We start from the raw sequence: 26,487 nt of genomic DNA on the forward strand, positions 1-26,487 counted from the left end.
CATCCAAATTATAATAAACAAAAAGAGAATCCTAAGGATTCTCTTTTTATTTATTAAAACGTTGCTGCTCCTGCAGTTTCATTTTCCAATTTTCGGTTGATATTTGTTTTTTTACCTGTAGCAAAATCAAAACTCAAACCAACGACAAACATCGATTTGTTGTCCCAAATTTTTCCTACACGAGAATAATCCACATATTGTTTATCCATCGTTTTTTGCTTGTAAGTCGATGGCATTCCAATCCAATACATTCCAGTAGAAAAAGTCCAATTATTGTACTTATAACTCGCAAAAGCATGGTTCATGTTTTCTTGTGTGTACAACAAAGCTCCGCCCAACGTGTAATACGGAATATTAAATTGATAATCTACACGAAAGTTTTTGTAAACAGATGATAATGCAAAATAATTTCCGATATAATCATTCTTCAAAATTCTACCATCTTTCGTTTTGAAACGCTCTGTTGCTGGCGCTACATTTACTTTTACCGTTAAAATATCTGTTCCGAAAGGTTTGATAGAACCTGTAATTTGAACACCGTAACGTTGCGAATTTTGAGCATTTTCGTACGTTAATTTATAACCTTCTACATTTCCATTGATGATATTTTGCAAATACAATTGATTGATCGGATCTTTTGTATAATGATAAAATGCATTTGTATTTAAATCAAAATATTTTGAATTGAAGGAATAAATTAAATTATTTCCAAAAGATTTCTGAATGGTTAAATACGGATTTCCTTCTTGTGTAATATTTTCCACAACCTGAATCACGTTTTTACTCAATGCCGAATTCCAAGGACTTGTTGGTTTATACGAACTCGAAAAACGTAAATTTTGATTCTTCGCTAATTCGTAACCCAATACTAATTTTGGCGTAAACGTCCGCGTATCTGTGTTTGTATCTTCATTCTTATTATGAACATTCGTTAATCCAACACCTAAACGATACGACAGCTTTTTCGCTTTTCCTGAATATTCCGAATAGATATATTGTTCTAAATAATTTACTTTATTATTCGAAGGTCCATTTAAGTTTTCTAATTTATTATCAATTGAATTATTTGAAATTCGATAACCAGAATTTAATTTTCCTTTCTCGAAACTATGCGTATGCGCTATTTCTCCTACAATTCCTTTTTGATCAGCTTCTAAATTTGTCAGATAATTATATTGTTCCGCACCTGATAAAGTTTCCCATTCGCGAGTTTCGTCAATCGATTTGGTTGTATACATTGATCCTACTACATTTAAACTTAGGTCATCTTTCTTTCCTAATTTTCTCGAATAATAAAGATCTAATGTTGGTTTTGAATAATTAGAATTAGAATGTTTGTAAGTCGAATGATTCTCTAATAAACTATTTTGATAGAACAAACTTTTTCCATTTGCATAAGCAAAACTCGAACTGATATTCATATCCAACTTTGCTTGAAAAGCATATTTATCCGAATCCGAATTGGTATATCGCAATGCAATTGTTTGATCCGTATATCCAAAATATTCGTTGCGCTGATTTTCTGTTCTATAATGAATATTATTTAAGTTATAATCATAAATATTCATCGAAGTACGATCTTTATAATCTCTTAGATAGATGTTATACTCTAATCCAAAGTTATTTTTTCCTTTCGTAAAATTCGCATAAGCAGAACCATTTATAAAACCTGTTGTAAACGCCGAAGTGAGATCAGCTCCGTACACATAACCATTTTCTGGTTTTCGTGTAATCAAATTCACCACCTGATCTGCACGATTTGCATAACGCGCTGGTGGAATATCAAAATACTCTACACGCACTACATCTTGCGGTTTCAAGGCACGAATTTGATTATCTGTTGCTTCAATTCCATTAATCAACAACAAAGTCGTTCCACCTTTTGTACTCTGTATTGTATTCGAAATTGGATCAACTTGTAATTCTGGTAACGTATTCAACAAATCTTTTGCGTAACGCGCCTTTTCCAACGCTTCTTTATCAAACGTATAAACTGCTTTGTCCGCAAACATTTTTTTGCGTTGCGATTGAACTAAAACTTCTTCTATTTCAATTGGATTATAGTCCGTTGAATCTTGCTTTTCGTCTTGTCCAAAAGCAAAAATTCCTGACAATGTAACAGCAAGTACAAAAAATTTCTTCATGGTTAATTCTTCTATTAAGAGTTAGTGTATATTTAAATGACGCATGAAGAACAAATAAGTTACATAAGAATTGCAATTATTTTTGATAACTTTACGCTAAACAAGATTTTTGAGTTTGAAAAAATTATTTCTTTTTATCGCACTTTTCACAAGTTTCAATTTATTATATGCGCAAGAACAAGCCGAACGTTCGTTGACAGAATATCGTGTCGAAAGTTTTCAAACGCCTTTGGTTGCTAAAAAAATGCTATACGATTGGTTAGGAAAATGGGACAATGTTTTGTACAACGAAAACAATCAACCGTTGTTAGTTTGGTCGAATAAAAACATCATTAATGAAGCCAATGAAACTTTTACTTTGATTGCATCGAGCGTAGAAAATGATGAAGAAATGTACGGAACTGTTCAGGTTTTGACGAGTAAAAAACAAGATGCTTTAGCGAAAGATTCTCCTTTTAGAGAATATTTAAACGAGTTTCTAAAAACTATTTCGAAGAAAGAAAATAAAAACAAAAAGTTTTATAAAGAATATATTAAGGTGGTTTATTAAGCTAAATTATGTGTTACACTTAACTTGTTTAAACTTTTGAATAAATCACCACATAGATACATAGAATATAGATGAATATTTTATATAGAAATCAATAGTTCACTCATAGTTTTTCATCTTTGATGAAAATTATTATATATCTAATTTTATTTTTTTTAAAACTATATATCAATAATATAAAATTAGTTAAATAAAAAAATCCTTCAAGTTTTTCTTGAAGGATTTATATTTTATTGAAATTGAATTTCTTAATTATTACGTTTGAAGAAAGAATCGACAAACTCCATTTTATTGAAAGCTTGTAAATCATTGATTCCTTCACCAACACCAATGTATTTTACTGGAATCTTAAATTGATCTGAAATTCCAATTACCACTCCTCCTTTTGCTGTTCCATCTAATTTTGTAACTGCTAAAGAAGATACTTCTGTTGCTTGTGTAAATTGTTTTGCTTGCTCAAAAGCATTTTGACCTGTAGAACCATCTAACACTAATAAAACTTCGTGAGGCGCATCTGGAATTACCTTTTGCATTACACGTTTTATTTTTGTTAACTCGTTCATCAAGTTAATTTTGTTGTGCAAACGTCCTGCTGTATCAATCAAAACAACATCTGCATTTTGCGCAACTGCCGACTGAATGGTATCAAATGCAACCGAAGCAGGATCAGAACCCATTGCTTGTTTTACAATTGGCACACCTGCACGCTCCGACCAAATTACTAATTGATCTACAGCCGCCGCACGAAACGTATCTGCTGCTCCAAGAACCACTTTAAGTCCTTGCGATTTGAACTGAGAAGCCAATTTACCTATCGTCGTTGTTTTTCCAACTCCATTTACTCCAACCACCATAATAACGTATGGTACATCTTTCTTCGGAATCGAAAAACCGTTTGTATCTTCTATATTGTTTTCGGAAAGTAAGCCTGCAATTTCTTCGCGAAGAATTAAATCTAACTCAGAAGTCGAAACATATTTATCACGTTCTACACGTTCTTCTATTCGACGAATAATTTTGATCGTTGTTTCAACACCGACATCAGAAGAAATCAATACTTCTTCTAAATCATCTAAAACCTCATCGTCCACTTTAGATTTACCTACTACAGCACGACTGATTTTATCAAATAGAGAAGTTTTAGATTTTTCTAATCCTTCATCTAATTTTTCTTTGCTTTCTTTACCTAATATCTTTTTGAACCAACTCATTAATAAGCTAAATTTCTTAAAATTTTGTACGAAGATACATAAAATATAAGGAAATAAAAAAGCCGCCCTGAAAACGAGGCAGCTCAATTAACCTTAAATATTTTTTGTTAAGGAGATGATTTGATTATTTCGTGAAGAAAGAATCTGCTTCATCAGCGTTAACTACTTTTTCAACAAATACGTAAGCTCCAGATTTTGGAGATTTTACCATTTTGATAACTTTGGTCATTTTTTTAGACCCAGTTTGTAGGGTTGCTACCGTTTTCTTTGCCATCGTCTAAAATTTTATTATTTAATCTCCTTGTGAATTGTATACTTTTTCAATACTGCGTTGTATTTTTTCAACTCAATACGATCTGGAGTATTTTTTTTGTTTTTAGTTGTGATATAACGAGACATTCCTGGCATACCACTTTCTTTATGCTCTGTACATTCTAAAATAACCTGTACTCTGTTTCCTTTTTTTGCCATGGTGTCTTAAATTATTTGATTAAACCTTCTTTACGTGCACGTTTAACAGCCTCATCAACTCCTAATTTGTTGATTGTTTTTAAACCGTGTGCAGAAACTCTTAATGTAATCCACTCACCAGTTTCTGGCATAAAAAATCTCTTTTTGAACAAATTCACTTCAAAAGTGCGTTTTGTTTTATTATTAGCATGAGAAACATTGTTTCCCACTAATCTCTTCTTACCTGTAATTTGACAAATTTTTGACATCTTATTTTGTATTGTCCTATTTTAAACGGAGTGCAAAGTAACAAATTATATATTACTTATACAACTCTTTAGGTTATTAATTTTATATTTTTTTCTTATTTTGTTTATATAACAACTTCTGCGCAAGAGTATAAGCCAAGATAATTCCCATTACCAACAGCGCTATCCTCGCGATTACATCGCCATATTTTGTATAAAACGTTAATTCACTATTCATTAAAATTGTACCATTTAAGGCACCCTGCTCTCCATATGGTAAAGACTTCATTATATCTCCTCGCTGATTAACGAAAGCCGAAATACCTGAATTTGCAGATCTAACGATAGCGCGTCTATTTTCAATAGCTCTCAAATTACCATATAATAGTAATTGACGATGACCATCGGTAGAGCCCCACCAAGAATCGTTGGTCATTGTGAATATAACATTTGCGCCTTCTCTCACATATTCTGTCGTATAGTCTCCGTAAATAGATTCGTAACATATAACCGGAGCAACAGTAGCGTTGTTTGTTTTATTCTTGAAAACAGAACGATGAGGTTGAATCCCCAACGTTTTTGTTGTGCCGCCAAAGTTAAGCATAAATTCTCCAATAATTGGCATTAAAATGTTTCGATATGGAAAAATTTCTACTCCAGGTACTAATTTACTCTTATGATAAACTTCTATTGAATCGTTTCCACTTATCTGCAAAGCCGAGTTATAAGCGTCGTACCACGTAATTCCATCTCTCATAACAGATGCTGTTTCCGATGCTAAAGATTGCATTGGATAAATTCGCATGATAGATGCTCCTGTTACAAAATGTAAATCTTTTTTGGTTTTTGTCCATTGCTGAATGTCTTGTATAATTAAATCATCATACATATTATCAAAAATCAAGGCAGATGATCCAGGTACGGCAGTTTCTGGTGCAACAACAAATTGAGTTTTTGGTTGAATATTTTTCAATGCCAATTGTTTCAATTCGTCATAAATCTGCAAACCATCTTTCATATACTTTTCGTTGTAAGGATCAAGATCTGGCTGAAGAACTAACACATCAAGCGCTTTTCCTTTTTCTTCGTAATTCGCATAAATAATGTAAGAAATACCAATTGGAACAGCGATTAATAATCCAGCGTAAATACCTAATTTGTTTAGATATCTCATTTCTTTCTTATTAATATAAGCCGTCAAATAATAGAATACTGTAATATTAACTAACCAAATCCAAAGTGCTCCTCCAAAAGTTCCTGTGTACTCGTACCATTGCACCCATTCGTAATATTTTGCAAAACCATTTCCAAGGTTAAACCAAGGCCAAGTTAGTTCCCAATTCAAGGTTAGTTTGTCAAAACTCATCCAAATCGCAGGAAGAAAAACCAATCCATATAGATTACCAGCTTTGGTTTTAACGAAATGATACAACTGAAAAACAATTGACATAAACAAGGAATTCGCCACAACTGGAATCAAATAAGCGCTCCACGAATTGTGCAAATCTCCATTCGCGTCCGTTTCTTGTGCATAATGCAACCACCAAATTACAATCGCATTCCAAATAAAGAAAGCTAAAAACGAAAGTCCGAAAATTTTGCGTCCTTTTTTCTTGAATTCTGCGCGTTGCGTGATTTGATGTTCTGCCAACATCAAGGGTACAAATCCTATAAATAATAACAATGGAAAGCCGTGCGATGGCCAACCTGCTGTTAATAATAATCCCGATAAGATTGCGTATGCAATATATTTTTTCATGTCACAAATTTATAATTTCATCATTCAATAACCGATGATATTTGTTTGGAATATTTTATAAATCATTTTGGATGAGAACCTGAAACAAGTTCAGGTAGACTTTCTTTGTCATATTGAACTCATTTCAATATCTCATTCAGTTTTAATATATAATATGTGTGTCAATATAATAATTTGGATTAATTGTTACATCAATCGCTCTTGTAATCGTTGAGTTATTAATCGTTTGCCAATTAGTCGTTGGATTGATTGTTACTTCAGAATCTTTCAATCGCAAAGGCATTGCAAATCCATCCACAACATTTGTATAACGATATTCAACTTTATTTCCACTTTGTTTAAGTTCTAAAGTCGGTACTTTAATTGTTCTTAAATATTGATTGAAAAAAGTATTCAAATTTAATCCAGAAAACTTCGCAATATAATTTTCAATTTGCTCTGTAGTTACAGTTTGATGATAAAATTCTTTATTTAATCCACGTAACATTTGTCTAAATTTTTCATCATTATTCATCCAAGTTCTCAACGTGTGAATCATATTTGCACCTTTATAGTACATATCACCACTACCTTCTTGGTTTACGCCATACACGCCGATAATTGGAATATCATTTTGGATTGCCTTTCTCGTTCCACGCACATATTCGCTTGCCGCATCTTTTCCATGATAAGTTTCTGTGAACAACGTTTCCGAATAAGCCGTAAACGCTTCGTGAATCCACATATCTGCCACATCTTTTTCGGTAATATTATTCCCAAACCATTCGTGACCAGCTTCGTGAACGATGATAAAATCCCATTTCAATCCCCAACCAGAACCTGATAAATCTCGACCCAAATAACCATTTGCAAATTTATTTCCGTACGCAATACCAGATTGATGTTCCATTCCCAAATGCGGCGCCTCTACAATCTTGAAAGAATCTTCGTAGAAAGGATAAGGTCCAAACCAATGTTCGAAACTTTTCAACATTAATTTTGCTTGTTCAAATTGCGATTTTGCTTTATCTATATTATAATCTAACACATAATAATCTAAATCCAATTTACCTTTTTCACCTTCAAAAGTATCTTTAAAATTGACATAATGTCCGATATATGGAATAATGTTATAATTATTGATCGGATTGACAACTTTCCATTTAGAAATTGTTTTACCATTTTTCTCTTTCTTAGAAACTAATCGTCCATTACCAACTCCAACCAAATCTTTTGGAGCTATAATTTCCAATTCCATTCCATTATCTGGTTCATCACCTAAATAATCTTTGTTCGGAAACCAAGCACTTGCACCCAGACCTTGTACCGCAACAGACATCCAATCGCGACCTTTTTCATCTTTTGCAAAAATCCAACCGCCGTCCCAAGGTGCTCTCACTGCAACACGAGGATTTCCATTATATTCTAATTCTAATTGATTTGAAGTATTCTTGATATTTTTTCCGACATTAATAAAATAAACATTCCCATCACGTTTGAAATCAGAAATTTTCTTTCCATTCAATTTTACAGCCGAAACCATCATCGGATCTTGTAAATCTATCTGCAATAAATCTGATTGTTGAGGAGCAGTTTTATCAAAGGTAATTGTCGTTTTTCCTTTTATCGATTTTGACTGATAATCTGGCTCTACACTTACTTTATATTTTTTGACATCCCACCAATTTCGGAATTCATTATTCGTTCCGCGAAGCGAATCTTGTCGCGTAAACTCTTGTTTATTATTAAGTACTTGTGCATTTGTTGTTATCGAGATCAAGCCAAGTAATAGTACTAATTTCTTCATAGTCATTTTTAAAACATATCAAAAATAAGATTATATATTTGATAAATAAGCCAAAAAGCTATGATTACAGAAAAATTTAAAGAAAGAATAAATTATTTAAAAAATAATCACTTAATCGTTGAAGCATTGTACGAAATTTTAGATGAATTAAAATTAAAACATAGTGCTTTTACAGGTTTTACGTTTCGAGAAGAAGTCGATCCAAAAGGTTTTTTATTGACTGCAGAAGGCGAAGAAAAAACTGGAATTACTATTCGGGTTCCACGTAACATTCTGGATTTTGATTTGGTATTACTTTCTAACGTTTTGATGCACGAAATGGTACATGTTTTTCAACGTTCGGGCGAAAATCAAATCGAATTGCGAGAAGAACGCGAATGGCAAGCATATACAGAAATGATTTTTCATAGACGATTTCCAAATGTTCCACCATTGACCGATTTTTATATCAAGCAGTTTGGCGAAAAAGCTTTGACGTATTACAACCGAATGCCTGATGACTTGAAAACGAAATATGCAGATGAAAAAACGGATTTAGAAAAAATTCTACAAACAATTTACGACAAAGAAAATAAACCAAAAGAAGAACCAAAACCTGAAAATAATACTGAAACAATTTCTTGGCAAGATTTCGAAAAAGTTGATATGAGAATTGGAACAATTATCAGTGCAAATGATTTTCCGAAAGCAAGAAATCCTGCTTATCAATTAGAAATTGATTTTGGTCCGTTAGGAATCAAGAAAAGTTCGGCGCAAATTACGTCGCTTTATAGCAAAGAAGAATTGATTGGAAAACAAATAATGGCTGTAGTTAACTTCCCGAAAAAACAAATTGCCACTTTTATGAGCGAATGTCTCGTAATGGGTGTTTATGGAAATAATAACGATGTTATTCTTTTGAATCCCGAACGAAAAGTAGAAAACGGAAGTAAGATTGGGTAAGACTGAGATTAAGATAAAGTTTAAATATAATTTAACGCTGACATTTTATCAATCAATAAACTGACTTTTTTATCGATAAATAATCAAATCATTCATCATAATCTGACAACATGACATTTTAAAAATTGAGATGTCACCATTTTCTACGTTGGCACAAAGATTGACTATTCTGTTGTAGCATCATTTTTGATGATGTGTAAAAGTTTAAAATAAATCATTAATAATATAAAAAATAACTAAACAATATGAGCAAAATAATCGGAATCGACTTAGGTACAACGAACTCTTGTGTTTCTGTAATGGAAGGTAGCGAGCCAGTTGTAATTCCAAATGCAGAAGGTAAAAGAACTACTCCATCTATCGTAGCATTCGTAGAAGGAGGAGAAATTAAAGTTGGTGATTCAGCAAAACGTCAAGCTGTAACAAACCCAAAGAAAACGATTTATTCTATTAAACGTTTCATGGGAACTAAATTTAATAATGATGCAGATGAAATCGGTCGTGTTCCTTATTCAGTTGTAAAAGGAAACAATGATACGCCAGCAGTTGATATTGATGGACGTAACTATACTCCACAAGAAATCTCAGCAATGATTTTACAAAAAATGAAAAAAACTGCTGAAGATTATTTAGGACAAGAAGTATCAAGAGCGGTAATTACTGTACCAGCTTATTTTAACGATGCGCAACGTCAAGCAACTAAAGAAGCTGGTGAAATTGCAGGTCTTAAAGTAGAACGTATTATCAACGAGCCTACTGCTGCTGCATTAGCTTACGGATTAGACAAAGCAAATTCAGATAAAAAAATCGTTGTTTACGATTTAGGTGGTGGTACTTTTGACGTATCTATCCTAGAATTAGGTGACGGTGTATTCGAAGTATTATCTACAAACGGTGATACTCACTTAGGAGGTGATGATTTTGATGATGCAATCATCAATTGGTTAGCTTCTGAATTCCAAGCGAAAGAAGGTGTAGATTTGAAAAAAGACGCAATGGCTTTACAACGTTTACGTGAAGCTGCTGAAAAAGCTAAAATCGAATTATCTTCTTCTGCTCAAACAGAAATTAATTTACCATACGTTACAGCTAACGAAACAGGACCAAAACACTTAGTAGAAACTTTAACTCGTTCTAAATTTGATCAGTTAACAGAAGATTTAGTACGTCGTTCTATGGAGCCTTGTAAAAAAGCGTTATCTGATGCAGGTTTATCAATCAACGATATCGACGAAGTTATCTTAGTTGGTGGATCTACACGTATGCCAAAAATCCAAGAAGAAGTAGAAAAATTCTTCGGTAAAAAACCATCTAAAGGAGTTAATCCAGACGAGGTTGTTGCAATTGGTGCAGCTATCCAAGGAGGTGTATTAACAGGTGATGTAAAAGACGTATTATTATTAGACGTTACACCATTATCTTTAGGTATCGAAACTTTAGGAGGAGTATTCACAAAATTAATCGAAGCGAATACAACAATTCCAACTAAAAAATCTGAGGTTTTCTCAACTGCAGTTGACAATCAACCAGCAGTAACATTAAGAATTGGTCAAGGAGAGCGTCCATTATTCAACGATAACAAAGAAATCGGACGTTTTGACTTAGTAGATATTCCACCAGCACAAAGAGGTGTTCCTCAAATCGAAGTAACATTTGATATTGATGCGAATGGTATCTTGAGTGTATCTGCAAAAGATAAAGGAACTGGAAAAGAGCAATCAATCAAAATTGAAGCTTCATCTGGATTATCTGATGCTGATATCGAAAGAATGAAAAAAGAAGCACAAGAAAATGCTGCAAAAGACGAAGAAGCAAAACAAAAAATTGAAAAAGTAAATGCTGCTGACGCGTTAATTTTCCAAACGGAAAAACAATTGACTGAGTACGGAGATAAAATTCCTGCTGACAAAAAACAACCAATTGAAGAAGCTTTAGCTGAGGTTAAATCTGCTCACGCTGCTCAAGACGTTGCTGCAATTGATGCTTCTATGGAAAAATTAAACACAGCTTGGAATGCTGCTTCACAAGAAATTTATGCTGCAATGAACGAAGGTCAACAAGGTGGTGCGCAAGCTCAACCAGGTGCTGATCAAGGTCAAGCAAATAATGATGGTGTTGAAGACGTAGACTTCGAAGAAGTTAAATAATAGAATTTCATTTATCAAATAAGGAAAGCCTCGCATTGCGAGGCTTTTTTTGTGTTTATTTTTTAATAATTTTTCTTGTCATTGTTTTTCCATCTTTCATATAGATTTTCACAAAATATATTCCCGATTTTAAAGATGATGTATTCATTTCTTTTAAAGATTTATCAGTTTTCAAAACAATTTGACCAACAGTATTAGAAACCTCAACTGCTGAAATCTGATCATAAAAATTCGTATCGAATGTTAAAACATCTTGCACAGGATTTGGATAAACTTTGAATTCTTTCTGATTAACTTGATTCACTGCTAAATCATCTGTACTGAATTTAAAATTATCATAATAAGCATCTCCGCCATAATTATTATGAAGCATTGTAAAACCATGAACATCTAATTTCGTAAAATTATCACCTGTGTAAACTAATTTATCATTTAGATAATACTTAATCTGATTCTCTGTAACTTCAATTTTAAAATTATTCCATTTATTAATTAGCCAACCTTCTGCTGCATCAGCATAATCGAAACCATAATCAATATTTTTTGTAATATACAAATATCCCCTATTCTCCATTCCAAGACCAGCAACTGGATAAAACTCATCTGTAGCCGAATTAACTGTAAATAACGTAAATTCAAAATCGGCTCCATTTCGTTTTGTTACAAAAGCATCAAATGAAATTGTAAAATTTTTATAATCAACCGGTTTATCAAACATTTTGGTAACGCCCATTACTGGAAACCATTGATCACCAAAATCAATCTGATCTCCATTCTTGAAAGAATAAACTCCTTCACTTGCTTGTTCATCAGAAACAAGTTGATTATTTAAAATTTTTCCGTTTCCCTCCGCAACATCCCAACCATTTTGAGTATGGATATTTCCTAATATAAATCCTTCTTTGGCTTCAAAAGATGTGTTCTTCTGCGCAAATGATAATGTACTTGCAGTAAGTAATAAAATGTAAATCTTCTTCATATTAATTCAATTAAGTTTACAATATATTAAAATAATTCTTAATTGAGTTTTAATCCTCATTACAATAAATACATTTTACAGATGTTATAATTATTCGTAAATATTATTTATCATTACGCAACCTATTTTATTTTTATTCATCTTTTTAAAAATTAATCTACTATGAAAAAATTACTTTTTTTAACTTTCGTCTTTTCATTTATACTATTTTCTTGTAACGATGATAGCGATTGTTTTACACCTCCAGAGCCTATTGTAATGGAATTTGTAAATTCAAAAGGAGAAAATTTAATACAAAATGGAACATTAACAAAAGAACATTTTCATTTCTTACAAATTGCGGGCGATACTAAAATCGGAACTTCTTTTGAAATTAATCATGAAAGTAGAGTTATTTTAAATAAACCTGGATGGATAGTAGGTTCTACAACCTATGAAGCTTTAGTATTAACAAAAGAAATTAAATTCTTTAATTTTACTGTTAATGCTTCTAAATTATCCGGAAAATGTGGAGGAAATAAAATAGATAATGTTTCATTTGAAGATATTGAAGCTCATTCTCAAAACGGAATTTATCAAATAGTCGTTGAATAAAATAAAAAAATCCACTTAAATAATTTAAGTGGATTTTTTGTATTCTAAACGTTATATTTTACTGATGTTGTTGTGCATCAATTACAGCAATAGTAACCATATTCACAATTTCGCGAACAGTACTATCCAATTGTAACAAATGGATTGGTTTTTTCATTCCGATCAAAATTGGTCCAACCGCTTCTATATTTCCTAATTCTTGTAATAATTTGTACGAAATATTCGCTGATTCAAGATTTGGAAAAACTAACGTATTCGCATGCGTTCCTGCTAATTTAGAAAACGGAAAATTACTTTGTAATTTCTCTTTATTCACTGCGAAATTTGCCTGAATATCACCATCAACAATAATTTCTGGATGATTTTTATGTAAATAATTTACCGCATTCTGAACTTTAGAAACCGTTTCTCCTTTATTTGATCCGAAGTTTGAATAAGACAACAACGCAATCTTTGGTTCAATTTTAAACTTCTTTATCGTTTCGTTAAATTGCAATGTAATGTTGACCAAATCCTCTGAAGTCGGATCTAAATTAACCGTTGTATCACCTAAGAAAACTGGTCCTTTTTCTGTCAACATCATATACATACTCGCAACTTTTTGACCTTGTTCCGCTCCGATTAATTCTAAAGCTGGACGAATCGCTTGCGAATAATTTTTCGTCATTCCCGAAATCATTGCATCTGCATAACCAAACTCAACCATACATGATCCAAAATAATTACGATCTCTCAATAACTTTTTCGCATCAGACTTCGAGATTCCTTTTCGTTGACGTTTCGAATAAATAAAATCAACGAATTGATTGTATCTATCCGAATCTTCTTCGGCGTTTGTATCAACAATTTCAACATCTTCCAAATCCAACATATAATCTTTAATCATTTGTTGAATTTTATTTTTCTTTCCTAAAATAATTGGAATAGCGATTTTTTCTTCCTTTACAATTTGCGCTGCACGAAGAATTTCGAAACGATCTCCTTCAGCAAAAACAACACGTTTTGGATTTGATTTCGCCGTTTGTGTCAAATTACGCATAATCGTACTTTCTTTTCCGATTCGCTTAATCAAAGACAATTTATATGCTTCGAAATCTGTAATCACATTTTTTGCAACTCCTGTTTCGATTGCTGCTTTTGCTACTGCAGCCGAAACCTCTGGTAACAAACGTGGATCGTTAGGTTTTGGAATAATATAATCTTTCCCGAATTTGATTGAATGATTATTGTAAGCTTGCGTTACCACTTCTGGAACTGGTTCTTTCGCCAATTCTGCAATTGCACGAACAGCAGCAATTTTCATTTCTTCATTAATTGTCGTCGAACGAACATCTAACGCTCCTCTAAAAATATACGGAAACCCAAGTACATTGTTCACCTGATTTGGATAATCAGAACGCCCAGTTCCCATAATAATATCTTGACGCATCGCAACTGCTAAATCGTATGCTATCTCTGGATTTGGATTTGCCATTGCCAACACAATTGGATTTTCTGCCATTGTATTCAACATATCTGCTGACAAAACATCTGCCGCTGATAAACCGATAAAAACATCCGCATCTTTCACAGCATCTGTCAATGTCGAAATATCACGATCTGTTGCCCATTCTGCTTTAGAAGGATCAAGATTATCTCTGTCCGAACGAATAACACCTTTACTATCCAACATCACGATATTCTCTTTCGTTGCTCCTACAGAAATATACATTCCTGTACACGAAATTGCCGCAGCACCAGCTCCGTTCACTACAATTTTGACTTTAGAAATATCTTTTCCTTGTAATTCACATGCATTAATCAACGCAGCACCAGAAATAATAGCTGTTCCGTGTTGATCGTCGTGCATAACTGGAATATTCATTTCAGCTTTCAAACGTTTCTCAATTTCGAAACATTCAGGCGCTTTGATATCCTCTAAATTGATTCCACCAAAAGTCGGCTCTAAAGCTTTTACCGTATTGATAAATTCATCAACATTTTTTGTATCCAATTCGATATCGAAAACATCAATATCAGCAAAAATTTTGAATAGAAGACCTTTACCTTCCATCACAGGTTTCGAAGCTACTGCACCTATATCTCCCAAACCTAAAACGGCTGTACCGTTACTAATTACAGCAACCAAATTTCCTTTTGCTGTATACTTATAAGCATTTTCTGGATCTTTTTCAATCTCTAAACAAGGCTCCGCAACACCTGGCGAATAAGCAAGCGATAAATCACGTTGCGTATTCGTAGGTTTTGTAGGCACTACTGCAATCTTTCCTGGTTGACCCATCGAATGGTAATTCAATGCATCTTTCTTACGATTGTCATTCATTTCTCTGTGGTTTATATTTTTTCAAAATAAATTTAGGCAAAATATATTCAACCCACTTATGACAGATGTTAGATTTTTAAAATTTTAGAAAAATTTTTATCAACTTATACTATTTAGCGAATTTATATTGTGATATTTTTATTTTTTATAAGAATTATGTATATTGTATATAAGTATTAAACGATATTTTTACAAAATTTTCATAAATGGATGAAATCAAATTTATTCCTTTAATAGAACCTCCTATTTTGAAAGACAATCAAAATGGAAAAATTCTGCAAGAAAGTTCATTCAACAATTCTATCGAATGGGATAGTTATCAAAAAAATCAAATTGATAAAATTTATACTAACTTTCCTGAACACATTCAGTCTGGAATTTACCAATACAATCTTTTGGAAATATCATTAGCAAATATGGAGAAAATTATAAATCTACATCTTGCTGATACTAAAATAGTAGATTCCATTTCACTTTTTGGTGGATATGCAATTTCAATTAATAATAAAATTGAATTATTCCCGCAATGTTGTGGATTATTAGAAGAAATTCAGCTTTGGAAAAATATTTTAAACGAAAATTTTTCTAACTTTTATCTAACAGAATGCCATCCAAGTCCTTTAATAACAAAATCTAAAAGTGATATTGTTATAATTTGTGATGATGAAAATGAATCTTTTATACCAATCAATACAAGTAAAGAAATAAGAATAGATTATAATCAAACAAAAAAAGCATTTTTAGTCTTACTAAATGATTTAAAAGCTTATTCTAATAAGCTAAACAACTTGTCTCATAAATTTGAAATAGATAATTTATCTGATATTATGATTTGGGGTGAAAAGAGCTAAAAGTGATGTTATTGGAAACATAACTTAAATTATTAATTTATAAATAATAAATCCCACTTTTTCAGAATGTAGAAAGTGGGATTTTACTTCAAATAATCTATTTATTTTTAACGGTTATATAACCTGTAATAATTTCTTTATCATTCAATTTTATTCTGTACCAATAACTATCAGAAGGAACTGTAAAACCATTCTTTTTACCATCCCAAATATATTCGTCATTCACAACCTCATCTTTTATAATTGCTCCATATCGATTAAAGATTTGAACAATTGCATTTTTATAACCTAAAAATTGTGCTCTCCAACTATCATTATAACCATCATTATTAGGCGAAATAAAATTAGGAATTAAGTTTACTAAAAAATCTTTTGTTACTGGAGTACAATTATCTGCCGAAATTACATAAACAGTATAATTTCCATTTTTTAAAGATTCAAAAACATTCGAACTTTGCCAATCTACACCATTTAACGAGTATTTATATGGTGGTGCTCCTCCTTCTACAATGATTTCTGCACGTCCATTGACTGTTTTTATCATCATGATATTTGGTAATTGAAAATGAGAAACATTAACATTGTGAACATATGGACATCCTTCTTTTGAAAGAAGTTCTACCCAATAATCTCCCAATCCAACCTCAATTGTCTGTGTTGTTTCACCTGTACTCCATTTATAATCTAAATAATTATTTCCTGCATCTAAAATAGCTTTGGTATTAGGACATATTTTCACATCTTTTAGCATTGCCGAGTATTCTGGAACAGATACAAAAGTATTAATAACAGCAATAGAAAAACATAAACCTTCCTTTTCAAATCTCACATAAAAAGTTTTATTTCTATTTACAACTTGATTAGGGTTAATTGGATTTATGTTATTCTCAGCGTCATCGAAGGTTTCAAAAAACTTATAATCGTAATTATAATCATTAACAAAATTTACTAAAACATAATCATTCAAATTGAATGTATAAACTCCATCAAAATCGTTATCACAAACATCTACATCTAAAACTTCTTGATTAAGTTTTACTTTTTCACCGAATTTAAATTCTAATGTAATAATTTCTGGTTGACAACCTTTCAATGTTTCAATCCTTACGTACACTTTTGTATCAGCTGTAAATATATTTTGAGATGAAATTGTATTCGTATTCCCGTCTAAAGCATCTTGATCATTTAAATAATATTTTACTGTAAATAATTCTCGGTTAGAAAAAATTTGTCGGATAGTTTCATCAAGATTAATATTCATTTTGCTTCCACAATATGTAGTTTGATATTTAGTTAAATCAATCTGTGGAAAAGGAAAAAACTCTAATTGTATTTCTGCAATTTCTTTACATCCTGTTTTATTTTTAACAGCTACATAAACTTTCTTATTTGTAGATTCATAATGCTCAAAATCTATTATTTCATTCACTTCATTTTCTGCATCTTCTTTTGTAGGATAATAATTTTTTGTAACATCTGGATGAGAAGTGACATTCGCATCAGATAAATCAAAAATACCTTTACCGTTTACATTACATGCAAATACCGTAGCATCATTAACAAAAAGTTCATTAATCAAAATTTTAACGGTTACAATCTCACTATCCTCAAATTTATCAGATCCGTAAATTATATATTTAAATTCATCATAACCTTTTTGCCCTTTATTTGGCGTATAAGTAATAATACCTTTTACAGTGTTAATTGCAACTACTCCTTTTGAAGGATTTTCTACTATCTTGGTTTCATTGAAATTAATCGTTTGGGCAGATTTTGTAAATTTTGGAGTAATATGAATTGGGGCAACTCCACATGTTTCAAATTCTAATTCTGATTCATCTGGACAAGTTCTTAATTTATACTCATCTTTTAATGGCGGACAAGTACCTATTGTAACTTCTACCGAATAATTTCCTAATCTTGTTGGTTTAAAAGTTACCTCGGTTGCTCCTGGAATAGCAATCCCATCTTCAAACCATTGATATGTTTCGTATATATCTGGAGTGACTGTGAGCGTTACATCAGGAAAACATCCTTCTGCTACAATTTTTGGTTTTGTTGGTAATCCTGCAAAAAAACCCCCATATCCAGCAGCATCACTTCCAGCTGTAATTCCTCCTGTAATTGCTTTATCTGATTTGATCGTAATATTTCCTTTAACATCAGGTATTCCATATGTCACCCAATCTGTAGTACCTGTCAAATTAAAAGGACCATAATTTGAATTGGGAACTGAACCATTTACAGTAACTACAGCTCCTTTTTCAGTAATCAAATTAAGTTTTGTGGGTATTTTAGTTATTCCTCCTTGATTATTATTCGTGTAAAGAATTGGATTTTCATCGATCAAACCTATTTCATCAATTGATTTTGGTAGAAAACAATTAAGTGCTGGAATAAAATTCATTCCGCCTGTTGCTTCTGTTGATGCATTTTCTGATCCAGCTAATAATTGATAAACATAGGCTTTCTCAGTTGTTTGAATAAATAAATTATAATGATCTTTCCCTTGATTAATATATTTGTAATCTTTAACTACAAAATACTCACCTTCATTTATAGTAACTAATGGAACTGATTCATTATTGACATAAATCTCTGTATTATCTTTAGTCGCGACCACTATTGCTCCTTCCATATTTTGTCCAACAGCTCCATTTCCTTTTACTAATACGAAATCTTTTCCCAATTGTTGAACTGGAACATTTTGATCCATTAATATATCTGATGCATTTGGATAATAACCAGCATATTGTCCATTAAAATTACCATTTGTTACAGATATAGGTTTGTCTGATTCAATTTTAGCACCAATAAAACCTTCATAATTCACTTGATAATTTCCGCCACCTTCAATAATATAGGATTCACCTTTATTCAAAGTAATATTGAACTCGCTCCTTTTTACTCCATCACTAAAAATAATATTAGGATTGAAATTTGAAATTTTCACAACAGTGTTATCCTCTGTAGCTAAAACACTTGTCATAAAGTTCAAAATATCATTGTACGTTGTTATAGGAGCCATAACTGTATAAAACAAATCTCCTATTCCAGCTCTACCTTTAGAAGTAATAATTTCTGCATGATTGGCAACAGAAAATCTAAGATTCGCAAAATAAGCGTAATCTGCTTCTAAATACAATCCCATCTTAACGGGTTTATATAAATCAGCCACATCTGAAGTAATTATCAAGTTTCGTGGGATTACAAAATAACCAGGATTTCCTTTACTTATTGTTACATTACCTACAACCAAATTATTGTTATAGATTTTAACCTCAAAAGGCGTTGTTCTATTCGTAGATAAATATATTCTTTGACTTGGATATGGATTTCCAGTTCTATCAACCATTGGAGCAAACCAATGTTTTGTATCAAGTTGTGCAAAAGATTGGATTATGTTAAAAAATAAAAATATAATAAGTAAATATCTCTTCATTGATTATCATTTAATAATTATATAATCCTTAAACAGAAATATTTACTATATATTGTTAGAACATAACATTTTATTATGATAATCCTCTTACCACTTCAACCAATTTCTTCGTTAAATTTTTACGGTTGAATAGTTGAACTTCGGCTTCGTTGGTTTCAAATTTTTGATTTGGATTTTTTAACCATTGATTGTAAATCGAAAGAATATACATTTTAATTTCATTCACTTGTTGATGAGAAAAATAATCGCCCGCTTTTGTTTTTTGAAGTATTTTTTCAACATCAGCATCTGCTGGACCAACCGCTAAAATAGGATTTCCAGTTGCCATATATTCAAATAATTTCCCTGGAATAATTCCTTTCGAAGCAACATTATCAAAATTTGTTAACAACAGAATATTTGCAGAATTAATAGCATTTAACGACTCTTGATGCGAAACATATCCGTGAACAATTAGGTTATTTTGTAATCCTTGTTCAAGAATTGTTTGTTTGACATCATCCGCCAAAGAACCATAAAAATTAAGTTTAAAATCTTCTCGAAACGATTGATTTTCGTTGCTAATTTCAGCTAAAGCTTTCCACAAAGCGATTGGATTTCGAAGCATTTCTAAACCTCCAGAATACGTCAAATGAAAGTGATTTTTATCTTTCTCTATTTGTTGTTTCACTTCTTCAAAACCATTTGTAATTACTTCTACATGTTTTGCACCAATCTTCTTGAAATTTTCTCCATCAGCGTAACTAGTTGCTAAAATAACATCTGCTTTTTGCATCACTTCACGCTCCAAATCTTCGTGTTTTTTAGCTGCCCAAGAAGTTAATTTCAATTCTTTGTGATAGCTAATTTGCGTCCAAGGATCACGAAAATCTGCCAACCATTTAAGATTTGGCATTTGTTTTTTCAACTTCAACCCAATTAAATGTAAACTATGAGGCGGACCAGAAGTTACAATCGTATCAATATTTTCTTTCTGTAAAAAGTCTTTCAAATATTCCGTAGAAGGATTTACCCAAAACTTGCGCGCATCTGGAATAAAGAAATTTCCTCGCACAAAAACAGACAATCTCGACATGAAAGATTGATTTTCTTTCTTCTCGAAATGTCCTCCTTTGTAAGCTTTATTTTTTGGATTCAGTTTTTCTGCCAACTGATAAGGTTCCCAAATTTTATTCTTGACGATTTTAACTTTTGGATTAATATCCTTAGTTAAGGTTTCGTCGAGAATTGGATAAGAAGGGTTTTCTGGAATATAAACATAGGTTTCATATCCAAATTCAGGAAGATATTTTGTGAATTTCAACCATCTTTGAACACCAGGACCTCCCGCAGGAGGCCAGTAATAGGTGATGATTAATATTTTTTTCATTCTAAAATTAAGCCTTTTCAGTGGCTAAGTTTAAATTCTCTTTTGTAGAACATTTTTTATATCCCAAATAAATACCTCCAGCCACAACGATTAAAAGTAAAATATTCGAAACAATCACAATCATATTTCCAGTAGAAATAACTTGTGATTTAAATTCCATCACGATTGTGTGATTTCCTTTTTGTACAGGAACTGCACGCAAAACATAATTCGCTTTTTCGATCGGAACTTCTTTTCCATCAACCGTTGCAGTCCATCCGTGTGGATAATAAACTTCTGAGAAAACAGCAATTTGATCTGTGTTAGAAGAAGATTTGTACGTCATTTTCATCGGTGAATAATCAACCAATTCAATCTTTGCATTAGCATCTGCCGAAACATTCAAGTTTTTATTCTCAACCAAATCTTTACGTAAAATAACCGTATGATCAACTGGTGTAGAATTTATCGCTAAAATTTCATCATTTGCATTTTCTGTCCATTTAATATTTGAAGCTAACCACGCACTTCCCAAAGCTGTAGGATTTTGCTGTACTTGTGGCTCAGTTGGACTTCCATGAATAATGTATTTCGTATTCATCATATTCAATACATTAATCAAACCTGTTTCATCTTTGATTCCGTATTTTTTCAATTGCGGATCTTGCGAAAAATAGATATCCACAACATCTTGGTATTTTCCTAATTTCGCTGCATGATAACCACCAATCGAAGGAACAAAATAAGAAGTTCCAGCTTCGTTAAACGTACTCAAAACTGTGTTATATACACGGAAATGCGATTTATCTTGTTTTGAAATATTTAATAATAAATTATTCAACGGAACTTTGTAAGCAATTTGCGCTACATTATTGTTGTTTTCTGCTTCGGTTTGCAAACGCGGTGACATTTCTGTTGGGAAAGGATTGTCAACAATGTATTTAGACACAAAATTATCTTCGTTCAAATATCTTTTATTCACTGTAAATCCATCAATAAAAGCCAACGCACCAATCGCTAAAATAACGATAATTGGTTTCTTGATAAACTTGAATAAATATGCCAGCAAAAAAGCCATTGTGAATAAAACAAAAATCAATGTGCGAACTGTATCTGCTTTAAACATTGCAATTCTATCTTGAATTAATGCTTCATCTAATCGTTTAATTAATCCATCCCAAAGTCCGATTGCATTTGGATTTGCTTGCTGAATTTGTCCAATCAATTGTTCGGTCATTAATTTTTCATTCTCTGATGTAAATGGAAAAATCATTCCTCCAAATAAGAAAAATATAATTAAAATTCCGACTGTAGAACCACCAGCTATATAAAGTACTTTCTTTTTGAATTCATCTGATTCATCAGAATTAAAGAAATAATATAAAGTCAAAATTGCTAAGAAAGGCATTGTAAATTCGGCAATTACCAAGATTGATGATACAGCGCGAAACTTATCATACATCGGGAAATAATCAATAAATAAGTTCGTAACGAATGGTAAATTTTTACCCCATGCCAAAATGAAACTTAGAATCGTTGCTCCAACTAACCATTTTTTATAGGTCGCGTATTTTCCACGTACCATAAACATTCCGATAATAAACAAGAAAACGACTACAGCTCCCTGATAAGCTGGACCAGAAGTTCCTGGCTGATCTCCCCAATATGCACTTCTCGGTTGACTTGCCACAGCTTGAAAAACTTGCTGATTGAACTCGTCTTCACCAAGACTATATTGAGTATTTTGTAATTCTGATGTATAATTCTTTAAATCTTCTGGATTCGTTTGCGAACCACCCCCCATCAAATTTGGAATAAAAAGATTTAATGTTTCTAATTTTCCATAACTCCATTGTGTGATATAATCGTGATCTAATCCGTTCGAATTCTTTTTCAACAAGGTCATCTCAGATTTCCCACGAGTCGTTTCTTTACTATATTCGTAAGTTGACAATAATCGATTTGCATTCAATCCTGCTGCAATAATTACAGCGACAACTACTAATGCAGATGATTTTAAGAAATCTGGTAATTCTTTTTTCTTTAAACTATCAATAAATTGAACAATTGCAAAAACCAACAACGCTAAAAACAAATAGAACGTCATTTGAATGTGATTGGCTTGTAATTGCAATCCCATAAACAAGGTTGTGAGTACAAAACCTGCAATGTATTTTTTGCGATACAATAGAAGAATTCCAGCAACCAAAGGCGCGAAATACCCAATTGTATGTAGCTTTCCGTTATGTCCGGCTGCAATTAATTCGAAATAATACGAACCAAATGCAAAGAAAATTGCACCGACTAAAGCATATTGCCACTTTTTGAAAAGCGTTAAGCCAAGAATAAAAAATCCTGTAAACAACAAGAAAATGTAATCTGCTGGACGCGGTAAAAATCTGAATGCGCCATCAATGGTTTTGATGATATCAAAACTATATTTCGCACCAGTTTGATAGGTTGGCATTCCACCAAACATCGCATCAGACCAATAGACATTTTCTCCTGTTTTGTCTTGATACGTCAACATTTCTTGCGCACTACCCTTGTAGTTGATAATATCAGGCTGAATAACAGATTTTCCCGATAAAACTGGTGAACAATACACCAATGCAATCACTGCAAAAAGCAGCAATGAGATAAGAACGTAGAGTAAATTCTTTTTATTTTTCATCCTTTTTTTCTTCGATTATTTCGTAATCCACCGTTTCGGCGTCTATATTATATTTCGGTTTGTCGAAAGATGTGTTTGGTTTCGATTCGTTGTACGAATCATTTGAGTTTTGGCTCTGATTATAAGCATTTCTTTGCTGATTAATTGCTTCTTGAAAAACCTTTTTCACTGCAAATACTTTTCTTAAAAATCTAAAAATCGTTAAGAAAATAATACTTAAAATTATAATCCAAATAATTGTTTTCATTTTAGTTAACTGTTGTGACAGTTGTAACCGACTCAGTCATCGTTTGTTTTTGACCTTGCGCTTCTACTGTACGTTTTAATGTTTCCTTTTTCGTTAAATTAACTTTGTTGATCCAACCAGATTTTGTATCCAACAAAATTTTTCCATCTACATTCGCACTACTATTCGCAGACATTGTAACACCTTGCTGCGACTCATTACCTTTCAAACTTTGCGTTCCATTTACAGTAATTGTCGTATTTGCAGGCTCAACACTTGCTAAAGTTCTCTTCATCGAAATATTTCCTTTCATTGGACCTTGATCAATTTTTTGACTATCGCTCCAAGATTCTTTAAGCGCTAAAGTTTTGTTAGGAAAAATATTCATCGTTTCTTCAAATTGAGAAGAAATTGCTTGTTTGTTTAATGAATTATCGATAATCTGTGTAAAGAATTTAAATTCTTCTGCACTTACTTGAGTTTTTACAGAATTTAAAATTGATTTTTTAATTTCATCTAATCCATCAACGCTTACAACTTTTCCTTTCTGATCAACTTTCATTGTATACGTTTTTCCTGTCATCGCTTTGTAAATCGACCAAGAAACCGCAATATCTTTGTTCGCTGGTTTCGCAGCATTTGTGTCATACGAAATTGATTTTCCCGAAGGATCTGTCATTTTCTCGCTATATTGTTTAGATTTCACTTCTAATGTATACACACCATCTTTGAAATCTTTTACCGTATAATCAATTTGTTTTTTACTTTCGCTTGACATTTTTTGAGATTGTTTCCCATCCGAAGCCGTGTGAGTTGTTTTGATTCCCAACGTCATTGGATAAGTCTTTCCTATCTCCAAATTGTATTTGTAAGCATATTTGTCATCTGCACCTTTTGTTATTGCTACAACTTCTGGTTCAGCAAGCGTTTCAGCAACATTCAAAGAATCTGTTGTTTCCGTTTTGGCAACTGTATCACCTTTTTCATTCACAATTAATTCTTTTCCGTCTTTATCTTTTCCTACGACTTTATCATCTTTTTTACATGAAACAACTGCCATTGCGACAGCCATCATGAATAGTAATTTTTTCATATCAATTTTATGTTTGATAGTTGGTTTATTGCCAAAATCAATCCAAAAATAAGGATTTTAGTTGATTTTTTAACATTAAGATTTTAAAACAATCATATCTAGAAAATTAGATGATTGAAAAGAATTTATTGTCAATCTAGAAAATTATAAAGTATTACAAATTGTCATAATTAATAAATACAAAAAAAGCCTCCCAAATTGGGAGGCTTTTACTATATAATCGAATAGATTATGCTTCTTCTGTACTTTCAGTTTCAGCAGCTGGTGCAGCTTCTTCTGTTTTAGTACTTTTTTTACTACGACGTGTAGTTGCTTTTTTCTCTACTTTCGCGTTAGTGTAGATATCATTGAAATCTACTAACTCGATCATTGCAGTATCAGCACCGTCACCTAAACGGAATCCAGTTTTGATGATACGAGTGTATCCTCCTGGGCGATTTGCAATTTTAGGAGCTACAGTTCTGAATAATTCAGTTACAGCTTCTTTATCTTGTAAGTATGAAAATACAACGCGACGGTTGTTAGTATCGTCTGTTTTAGACTTTGTCAATAAAGGCTCAACATATGTTTGTAATGCTTTAGCCTTTGCTACTGTTGTGTTAATTCTCTTGTGAGTAATCAACGCTATAGCTAAATTAGATAATAAAGCTCTTCTATGAGAGGCAGTTCTACCTAAATGGTTAAATTTTTTTCCGTGTCTCATTTTTTAATAAAATTATTCTACGTCTAACTTATATTTTACGATGTCCATTCCAAAGTTAAGACCTTTGCTGTCCACCAATTCTTCTAACTCTGTAAGAGATTTCTTACCAAAGTTTCTGAATTTCATTAAGTCAGACTTAGCGAAAGAAACTAATTCGCCTAATGTTTCAACTTCAGCTGCTTTTAAACAATTTAATGCTCTTACTGATAAATCCATATCTACCAATTTTGTTTTCAATAATTGGCGCATATGTAATGCTTCTTCATCATAAGTTTCACCAGATGCAACTTCTTCCGCTTCTAATGTAATTCTCTCATCTGAGAATAACATAAAGTGGTGAATTAAGATTTTAGCTGCTTCAGTTAAAGCATCTTGAGGTGTTATAGAACCATCTGTTGTAATTTCAAAAACTAATTTTTCGTAGTCAGTTTTTTGTTCTACACGATAGTTTTCAATTGCGTATTTTACATTCTTAATTGGAGTGTAAATTGAGTCAATTGCTATAGTACCGATTGGCGCAGAAGCCTTTTTATTCTCATCAGCTGGTACGTATCCTCTACCTTTTTCGATTGTAAATGTAATTGTTACGTTTACTTTAGCGTCTAAGTTAGCGATAACTAATTCAGGGTTTAAAACTTGGAATCCAGAAATAAATTTCCCTAAATCACCTGCTGTTAATTGATCTTGCCCTGAGATAGTAGCAGTTACAGTTTCAGCATCTGATTCATCAATTTGTTTCTTAAAACGAACCTTTTTCAGATTTAAAATGATCTCTGTAACATCTTCCACTACTCCTGGAATAGTTGAAAATTCGTGCTCAACTCCTTCAATTTTGATTGAAGTGATCGCATATCCTTCTAATGAAGAAAGTAACACTCTACGTAGAGCATTTCCAACTGTAATCCCGTATCCTGGCTCTAATGGACGGAACTCGAATTGTCCGAATTTAGAGTCAGACTCTACTAAGATTACTTTGTCAGGTTTGATGAAATTTAAAATAGTCATTTTATTAGTCTG

Annotated in this window: 21 protein-coding genes; 5 read left to right on the plus strand and 16 right to left on the minus strand. The window is 32.1% G+C overall.

Translation table 11 applies throughout. From position 1 onward, the window contains the following. Positions 1-53: 53 nt before the first annotated feature. Entirely contained in the window at positions 54-2,144 is a 2,091-nt protein-coding gene (locus B4H69_RS03205; protein ID WP_291092695.1) for an outer membrane beta-barrel protein, read from the minus strand. A 115-nt stretch (positions 2,145-2,259) separates the two neighbouring features. Here B4H69_RS03205 and B4H69_RS03210 point away from each other — a divergent pair, with 115 nt between their 5' ends. Next, positions 2,260-2,694 carry a hypothetical protein gene (locus B4H69_RS03210; protein ID WP_152606180.1) on the plus strand — a complete coding sequence of 145 codons (435 nt, stop codon included), beginning with the start codon at positions 2,260-2,262 and terminating at the stop codon, positions 2,692-2,694. Between the two features lie 248 nt (positions 2,695-2,942). Here B4H69_RS03210 and ftsY read toward each other — a convergent pair whose 3' ends face one another. The 6 genes from ftsY to B4H69_RS03240 form a co-directional block, all read right to left on the minus strand. Then, on the minus strand, positions 2,943-3,905 hold the full coding sequence (gene ftsY, locus B4H69_RS03215) for a signal recognition particle-docking protein FtsY (protein ID WP_038337066.1): 963 nt from the start codon (positions 3,903-3,905) through the stop codon (positions 2,943-2,945). Between the two features lie 124 nt (positions 3,906-4,029). Continuing rightward, complete coding sequence (locus tag B4H69_RS03220) at positions 4,030-4,179, minus strand: DUF4295 domain-containing protein (protein ID WP_084106961.1); 150 nt, start codon at positions 4,177-4,179, stop codon at positions 4,030-4,032. A 14-nt stretch (positions 4,180-4,193) separates the two neighbouring features. Continuing rightward, positions 4,194-4,376 carry a 50S ribosomal protein L33 gene (gene rpmG / locus B4H69_RS03225; protein ID WP_038337065.1) on the minus strand — a complete coding sequence of 61 codons (183 nt, stop codon included), beginning with the start codon at positions 4,374-4,376 and terminating at the stop codon, positions 4,194-4,196. 11 nt (positions 4,377-4,387) lie between these two features. After that, entirely contained in the window at positions 4,388-4,624 is a 237-nt protein-coding gene (gene rpmB / locus B4H69_RS03230; protein WP_038337064.1) for a 50S ribosomal protein L28, read from the minus strand. A gap of 82 nt (positions 4,625-4,706) precedes the next feature. Then, the gene (gene lnt, locus B4H69_RS03235; RefSeq protein ID WP_038337063.1) at positions 4,707-6,362 is read right to left on the minus strand and encodes an apolipoprotein N-acyltransferase; all 1,656 of its coding nucleotides are present in this window, start codon (positions 6,360-6,362) and stop codon (positions 4,707-4,709) included. A gap of 142 nt (positions 6,363-6,504) precedes the next feature. Then, on the minus strand, positions 6,505-8,148 hold the full coding sequence (locus B4H69_RS03240; protein WP_280045554.1) for a M1 family metallopeptidase: 1,644 nt from the start codon (positions 8,146-8,148) through the stop codon (positions 6,505-6,507). A 615-nt stretch (positions 8,149-8,763) separates the two neighbouring features. Between B4H69_RS03240 and B4H69_RS03245 the strand changes: the two genes are divergently transcribed. Both B4H69_RS03245 and dnaK read left to right on the plus strand, forming a co-directional pair. Then, complete coding sequence (locus B4H69_RS03245) at positions 8,764-9,090, plus strand: tRNA-binding protein (RefSeq protein WP_280045563.1); 327 nt, start codon at positions 8,764-8,766, stop codon at positions 9,088-9,090. A gap of 245 nt (positions 9,091-9,335) precedes the next feature. Further along, positions 9,336-11,237 carry a molecular chaperone DnaK gene (gene dnaK / locus B4H69_RS03250; RefSeq protein ID WP_038337059.1) on the plus strand — a complete coding sequence of 634 codons (1,902 nt, stop codon included), beginning with the start codon at positions 9,336-9,338 and terminating at the stop codon, positions 11,235-11,237. Between the two features lie 55 nt (positions 11,238-11,292). Here the strand turns inward: dnaK and B4H69_RS03255 are convergent, their stop codons facing one another. After that, on the minus strand, positions 11,293-12,216 hold the full coding sequence (locus B4H69_RS03255; RefSeq protein ID WP_180905916.1) for a T9SS type A sorting domain-containing protein: 924 nt from the start codon (positions 12,214-12,216) through the stop codon (positions 11,293-11,295). Positions 12,217-12,378: 162 nt separating this feature from the next. Between B4H69_RS03255 and B4H69_RS03260 the strand changes: the two genes are divergently transcribed. After that, positions 12,379-12,810 carry a hypothetical protein gene (locus tag B4H69_RS03260; RefSeq protein WP_180905915.1) on the plus strand — a complete coding sequence of 144 codons (432 nt, stop codon included), beginning with the start codon at positions 12,379-12,381 and terminating at the stop codon, positions 12,808-12,810. A 58-nt stretch (positions 12,811-12,868) separates the two neighbouring features. On the opposite strand, the gene B4H69_RS03265 is transcribed toward B4H69_RS03260, so the two are convergent. Continuing rightward, complete coding sequence (locus tag B4H69_RS03265) at positions 12,869-15,133, minus strand: NADP-dependent malic enzyme (RefSeq protein WP_180905914.1); 2,265 nt, start codon at positions 15,131-15,133, stop codon at positions 12,869-12,871. A 206-nt stretch (positions 15,134-15,339) separates the two neighbouring features. Here B4H69_RS03265 and B4H69_RS03270 point away from each other — a divergent pair, with 206 nt between their 5' ends. Further along, a complete protein-coding gene (locus tag B4H69_RS03270; protein ID WP_280045553.1) occupies positions 15,340-15,984 on the plus strand; it encodes a hypothetical protein in 645 nt (214 codons plus the stop codon). A 97-nt stretch (positions 15,985-16,081) separates the two neighbouring features. Here the strand turns inward: B4H69_RS03270 and B4H69_RS03275 are convergent, their stop codons facing one another. The 7 genes from B4H69_RS03275 to B4H69_RS03305 all read right to left on the minus strand — a co-directional run bounded on the left by B4H69_RS03275 (position 16,082) and on the right by B4H69_RS03305 (position 26,475). Then, complete coding sequence (locus tag B4H69_RS03275) at positions 16,082-19,426, minus strand: T9SS type B sorting domain-containing protein (RefSeq protein ID WP_280045552.1); 3,345 nt, start codon at positions 19,424-19,426, stop codon at positions 16,082-16,084. Between the two features lie 73 nt (positions 19,427-19,499). Further along, a complete protein-coding gene (locus B4H69_RS03280; protein ID WP_280045551.1) occupies positions 19,500-20,795 on the minus strand; it encodes a glycosyltransferase in 1,296 nt (431 codons plus the stop codon). Positions 20,796-20,802: 7 nt separating this feature from the next. Next, positions 20,803-23,448: a YfhO family protein gene (locus tag B4H69_RS03285; protein ID WP_291092706.1), complete on the minus strand. Its 2,646-nt coding sequence runs from the start codon at positions 23,446-23,448 to the stop codon at positions 20,803-20,805. After that, positions 23,438-23,695 (minus strand): hypothetical protein, encoded by a 258-nt coding sequence (locus B4H69_RS03290; RefSeq protein WP_125349691.1) that lies wholly within the window; start codon positions 23,693-23,695, stop codon positions 23,438-23,440. Before B4H69_RS03290 ends, B4H69_RS03285 begins: the two co-directional genes overlap by 11 nt. A 1-nt stretch (position 23,696) precedes the next feature. Further along, complete coding sequence (locus tag B4H69_RS03295) at positions 23,697-24,767, minus strand: DUF6263 family protein (RefSeq protein WP_260509516.1); 1,071 nt, start codon at positions 24,765-24,767, stop codon at positions 23,697-23,699. A 229-nt stretch (positions 24,768-24,996) separates the two neighbouring features. After that, positions 24,997-25,470: a 50S ribosomal protein L17 gene (rplQ, locus tag B4H69_RS03300; protein WP_038335555.1), complete on the minus strand. Its 474-nt coding sequence runs from the start codon at positions 25,468-25,470 to the stop codon at positions 24,997-24,999. Positions 25,471-25,482: 12 nt separating this feature from the next. After that, positions 25,483-26,475, minus strand: a complete 993-nt coding sequence (locus tag B4H69_RS03305; RefSeq protein ID WP_038335552.1) for a DNA-directed RNA polymerase subunit alpha — start codon at positions 26,473-26,475, stop codon at positions 25,483-25,485. Between the last annotated feature and the right edge of the window lie 12 nt (positions 26,476-26,487).

The organism is Empedobacter sp. UBA6745, assembly GCF_002453775.1.
Taxonomy (GTDB): domain Bacteria; phylum Bacteroidota; class Bacteroidia; order Flavobacteriales; family Weeksellaceae; genus Empedobacter; species Empedobacter falsenii_C.

Coding starts and splice junctions, on each gene's coding strand:
- B4H69_RS03205 (WP_291092695.1), bottom strand. CDS start 2,144: ATGAAGAAATTTTTTGTACTTGCTGTTACATTGTCAGGAATTTTTGCT.
- ftsY (WP_038337066.1), bottom strand. CDS start 3,905: ATGAGTTGGTTCAAAAAGATATTAGGTAAAGAAAGCAAAGAAAAATTA.
- B4H69_RS03220 (WP_084106961.1), bottom strand. CDS start 4,179: ATGGCAAAGAAAACGGTAGCAACCCTACAAACTGGGTCTAAAAAAATG.
- rpmG (WP_038337065.1), bottom strand. CDS start 4,376: ATGGCAAAAAAAGGAAACAGAGTACAGGTTATTTTAGAATGTACAGAG.
- rpmB (WP_038337064.1), bottom strand. CDS start 4,624: ATGTCAAAAATTTGTCAAATTACAGGTAAGAAGAGATTAGTGGGAAAC.
- lnt (WP_038337063.1), bottom strand. CDS start 6,362: ATGAAAAAATATATTGCATACGCAATCTTATCGGGATTATTATTAACA.
- B4H69_RS03240 (WP_280045554.1), bottom strand. CDS start 8,148: ATGAAGAAATTAGTACTATTACTTGGCTTGATCTCGATAACAACAAAT.
- dnaK (WP_038337059.1), top strand. CDS start 9,336: ATGAGCAAAATAATCGGAATCGACTTAGGTACAACGAACTCTTGTGTT.
- B4H69_RS03255 (WP_180905916.1), bottom strand. CDS start 12,216: ATGAAGAAGATTTACATTTTATTACTTACTGCAAGTACATTATCATTT.
- B4H69_RS03260 (WP_180905915.1), top strand. CDS start 12,379: ATGAAAAAATTACTTTTTTTAACTTTCGTCTTTTCATTTATACTATTT.
- B4H69_RS03265 (WP_180905914.1), bottom strand. CDS start 15,133: ATGAATGACAATCGTAAGAAAGATGCATTGAATTACCATTCGATGGGT.
- B4H69_RS03270 (WP_280045553.1), top strand. CDS start 15,340: ATGGATGAAATCAAATTTATTCCTTTAATAGAACCTCCTATTTTGAAA.
- B4H69_RS03275 (WP_280045552.1), bottom strand. CDS start 19,426: ATGAAGAGATATTTACTTATTATATTTTTATTTTTTAACATAATCCAA.
- B4H69_RS03280 (WP_280045551.1), bottom strand. CDS start 20,795: ATGAAAAAAATATTAATCATCACCTATTACTGGCCTCCTGCGGGAGGT.
- B4H69_RS03285 (WP_291092706.1), bottom strand. CDS start 23,448: ATGAAAAATAAAAAGAATTTACTCTACGTTCTTATCTCATTGCTGCTT.
- B4H69_RS03290 (WP_125349691.1), bottom strand. CDS start 23,695: ATGAAAACAATTATTTGGATTATAATTTTAAGTATTATTTTCTTAACG.
- B4H69_RS03295 (WP_260509516.1), bottom strand. CDS start 24,767: ATGAAAAAATTACTATTCATGATGGCTGTCGCAATGGCAGTTGTTTCA.
- rplQ (WP_038335555.1), bottom strand. CDS start 25,470: ATGAGACACGGAAAAAAATTTAACCATTTAGGTAGAACTGCCTCTCAT.
- B4H69_RS03305 (WP_038335552.1), bottom strand. CDS start 26,475: ATGACTATTTTAAATTTCATCAAACCTGACAAAGTAATCTTAGTAGAG.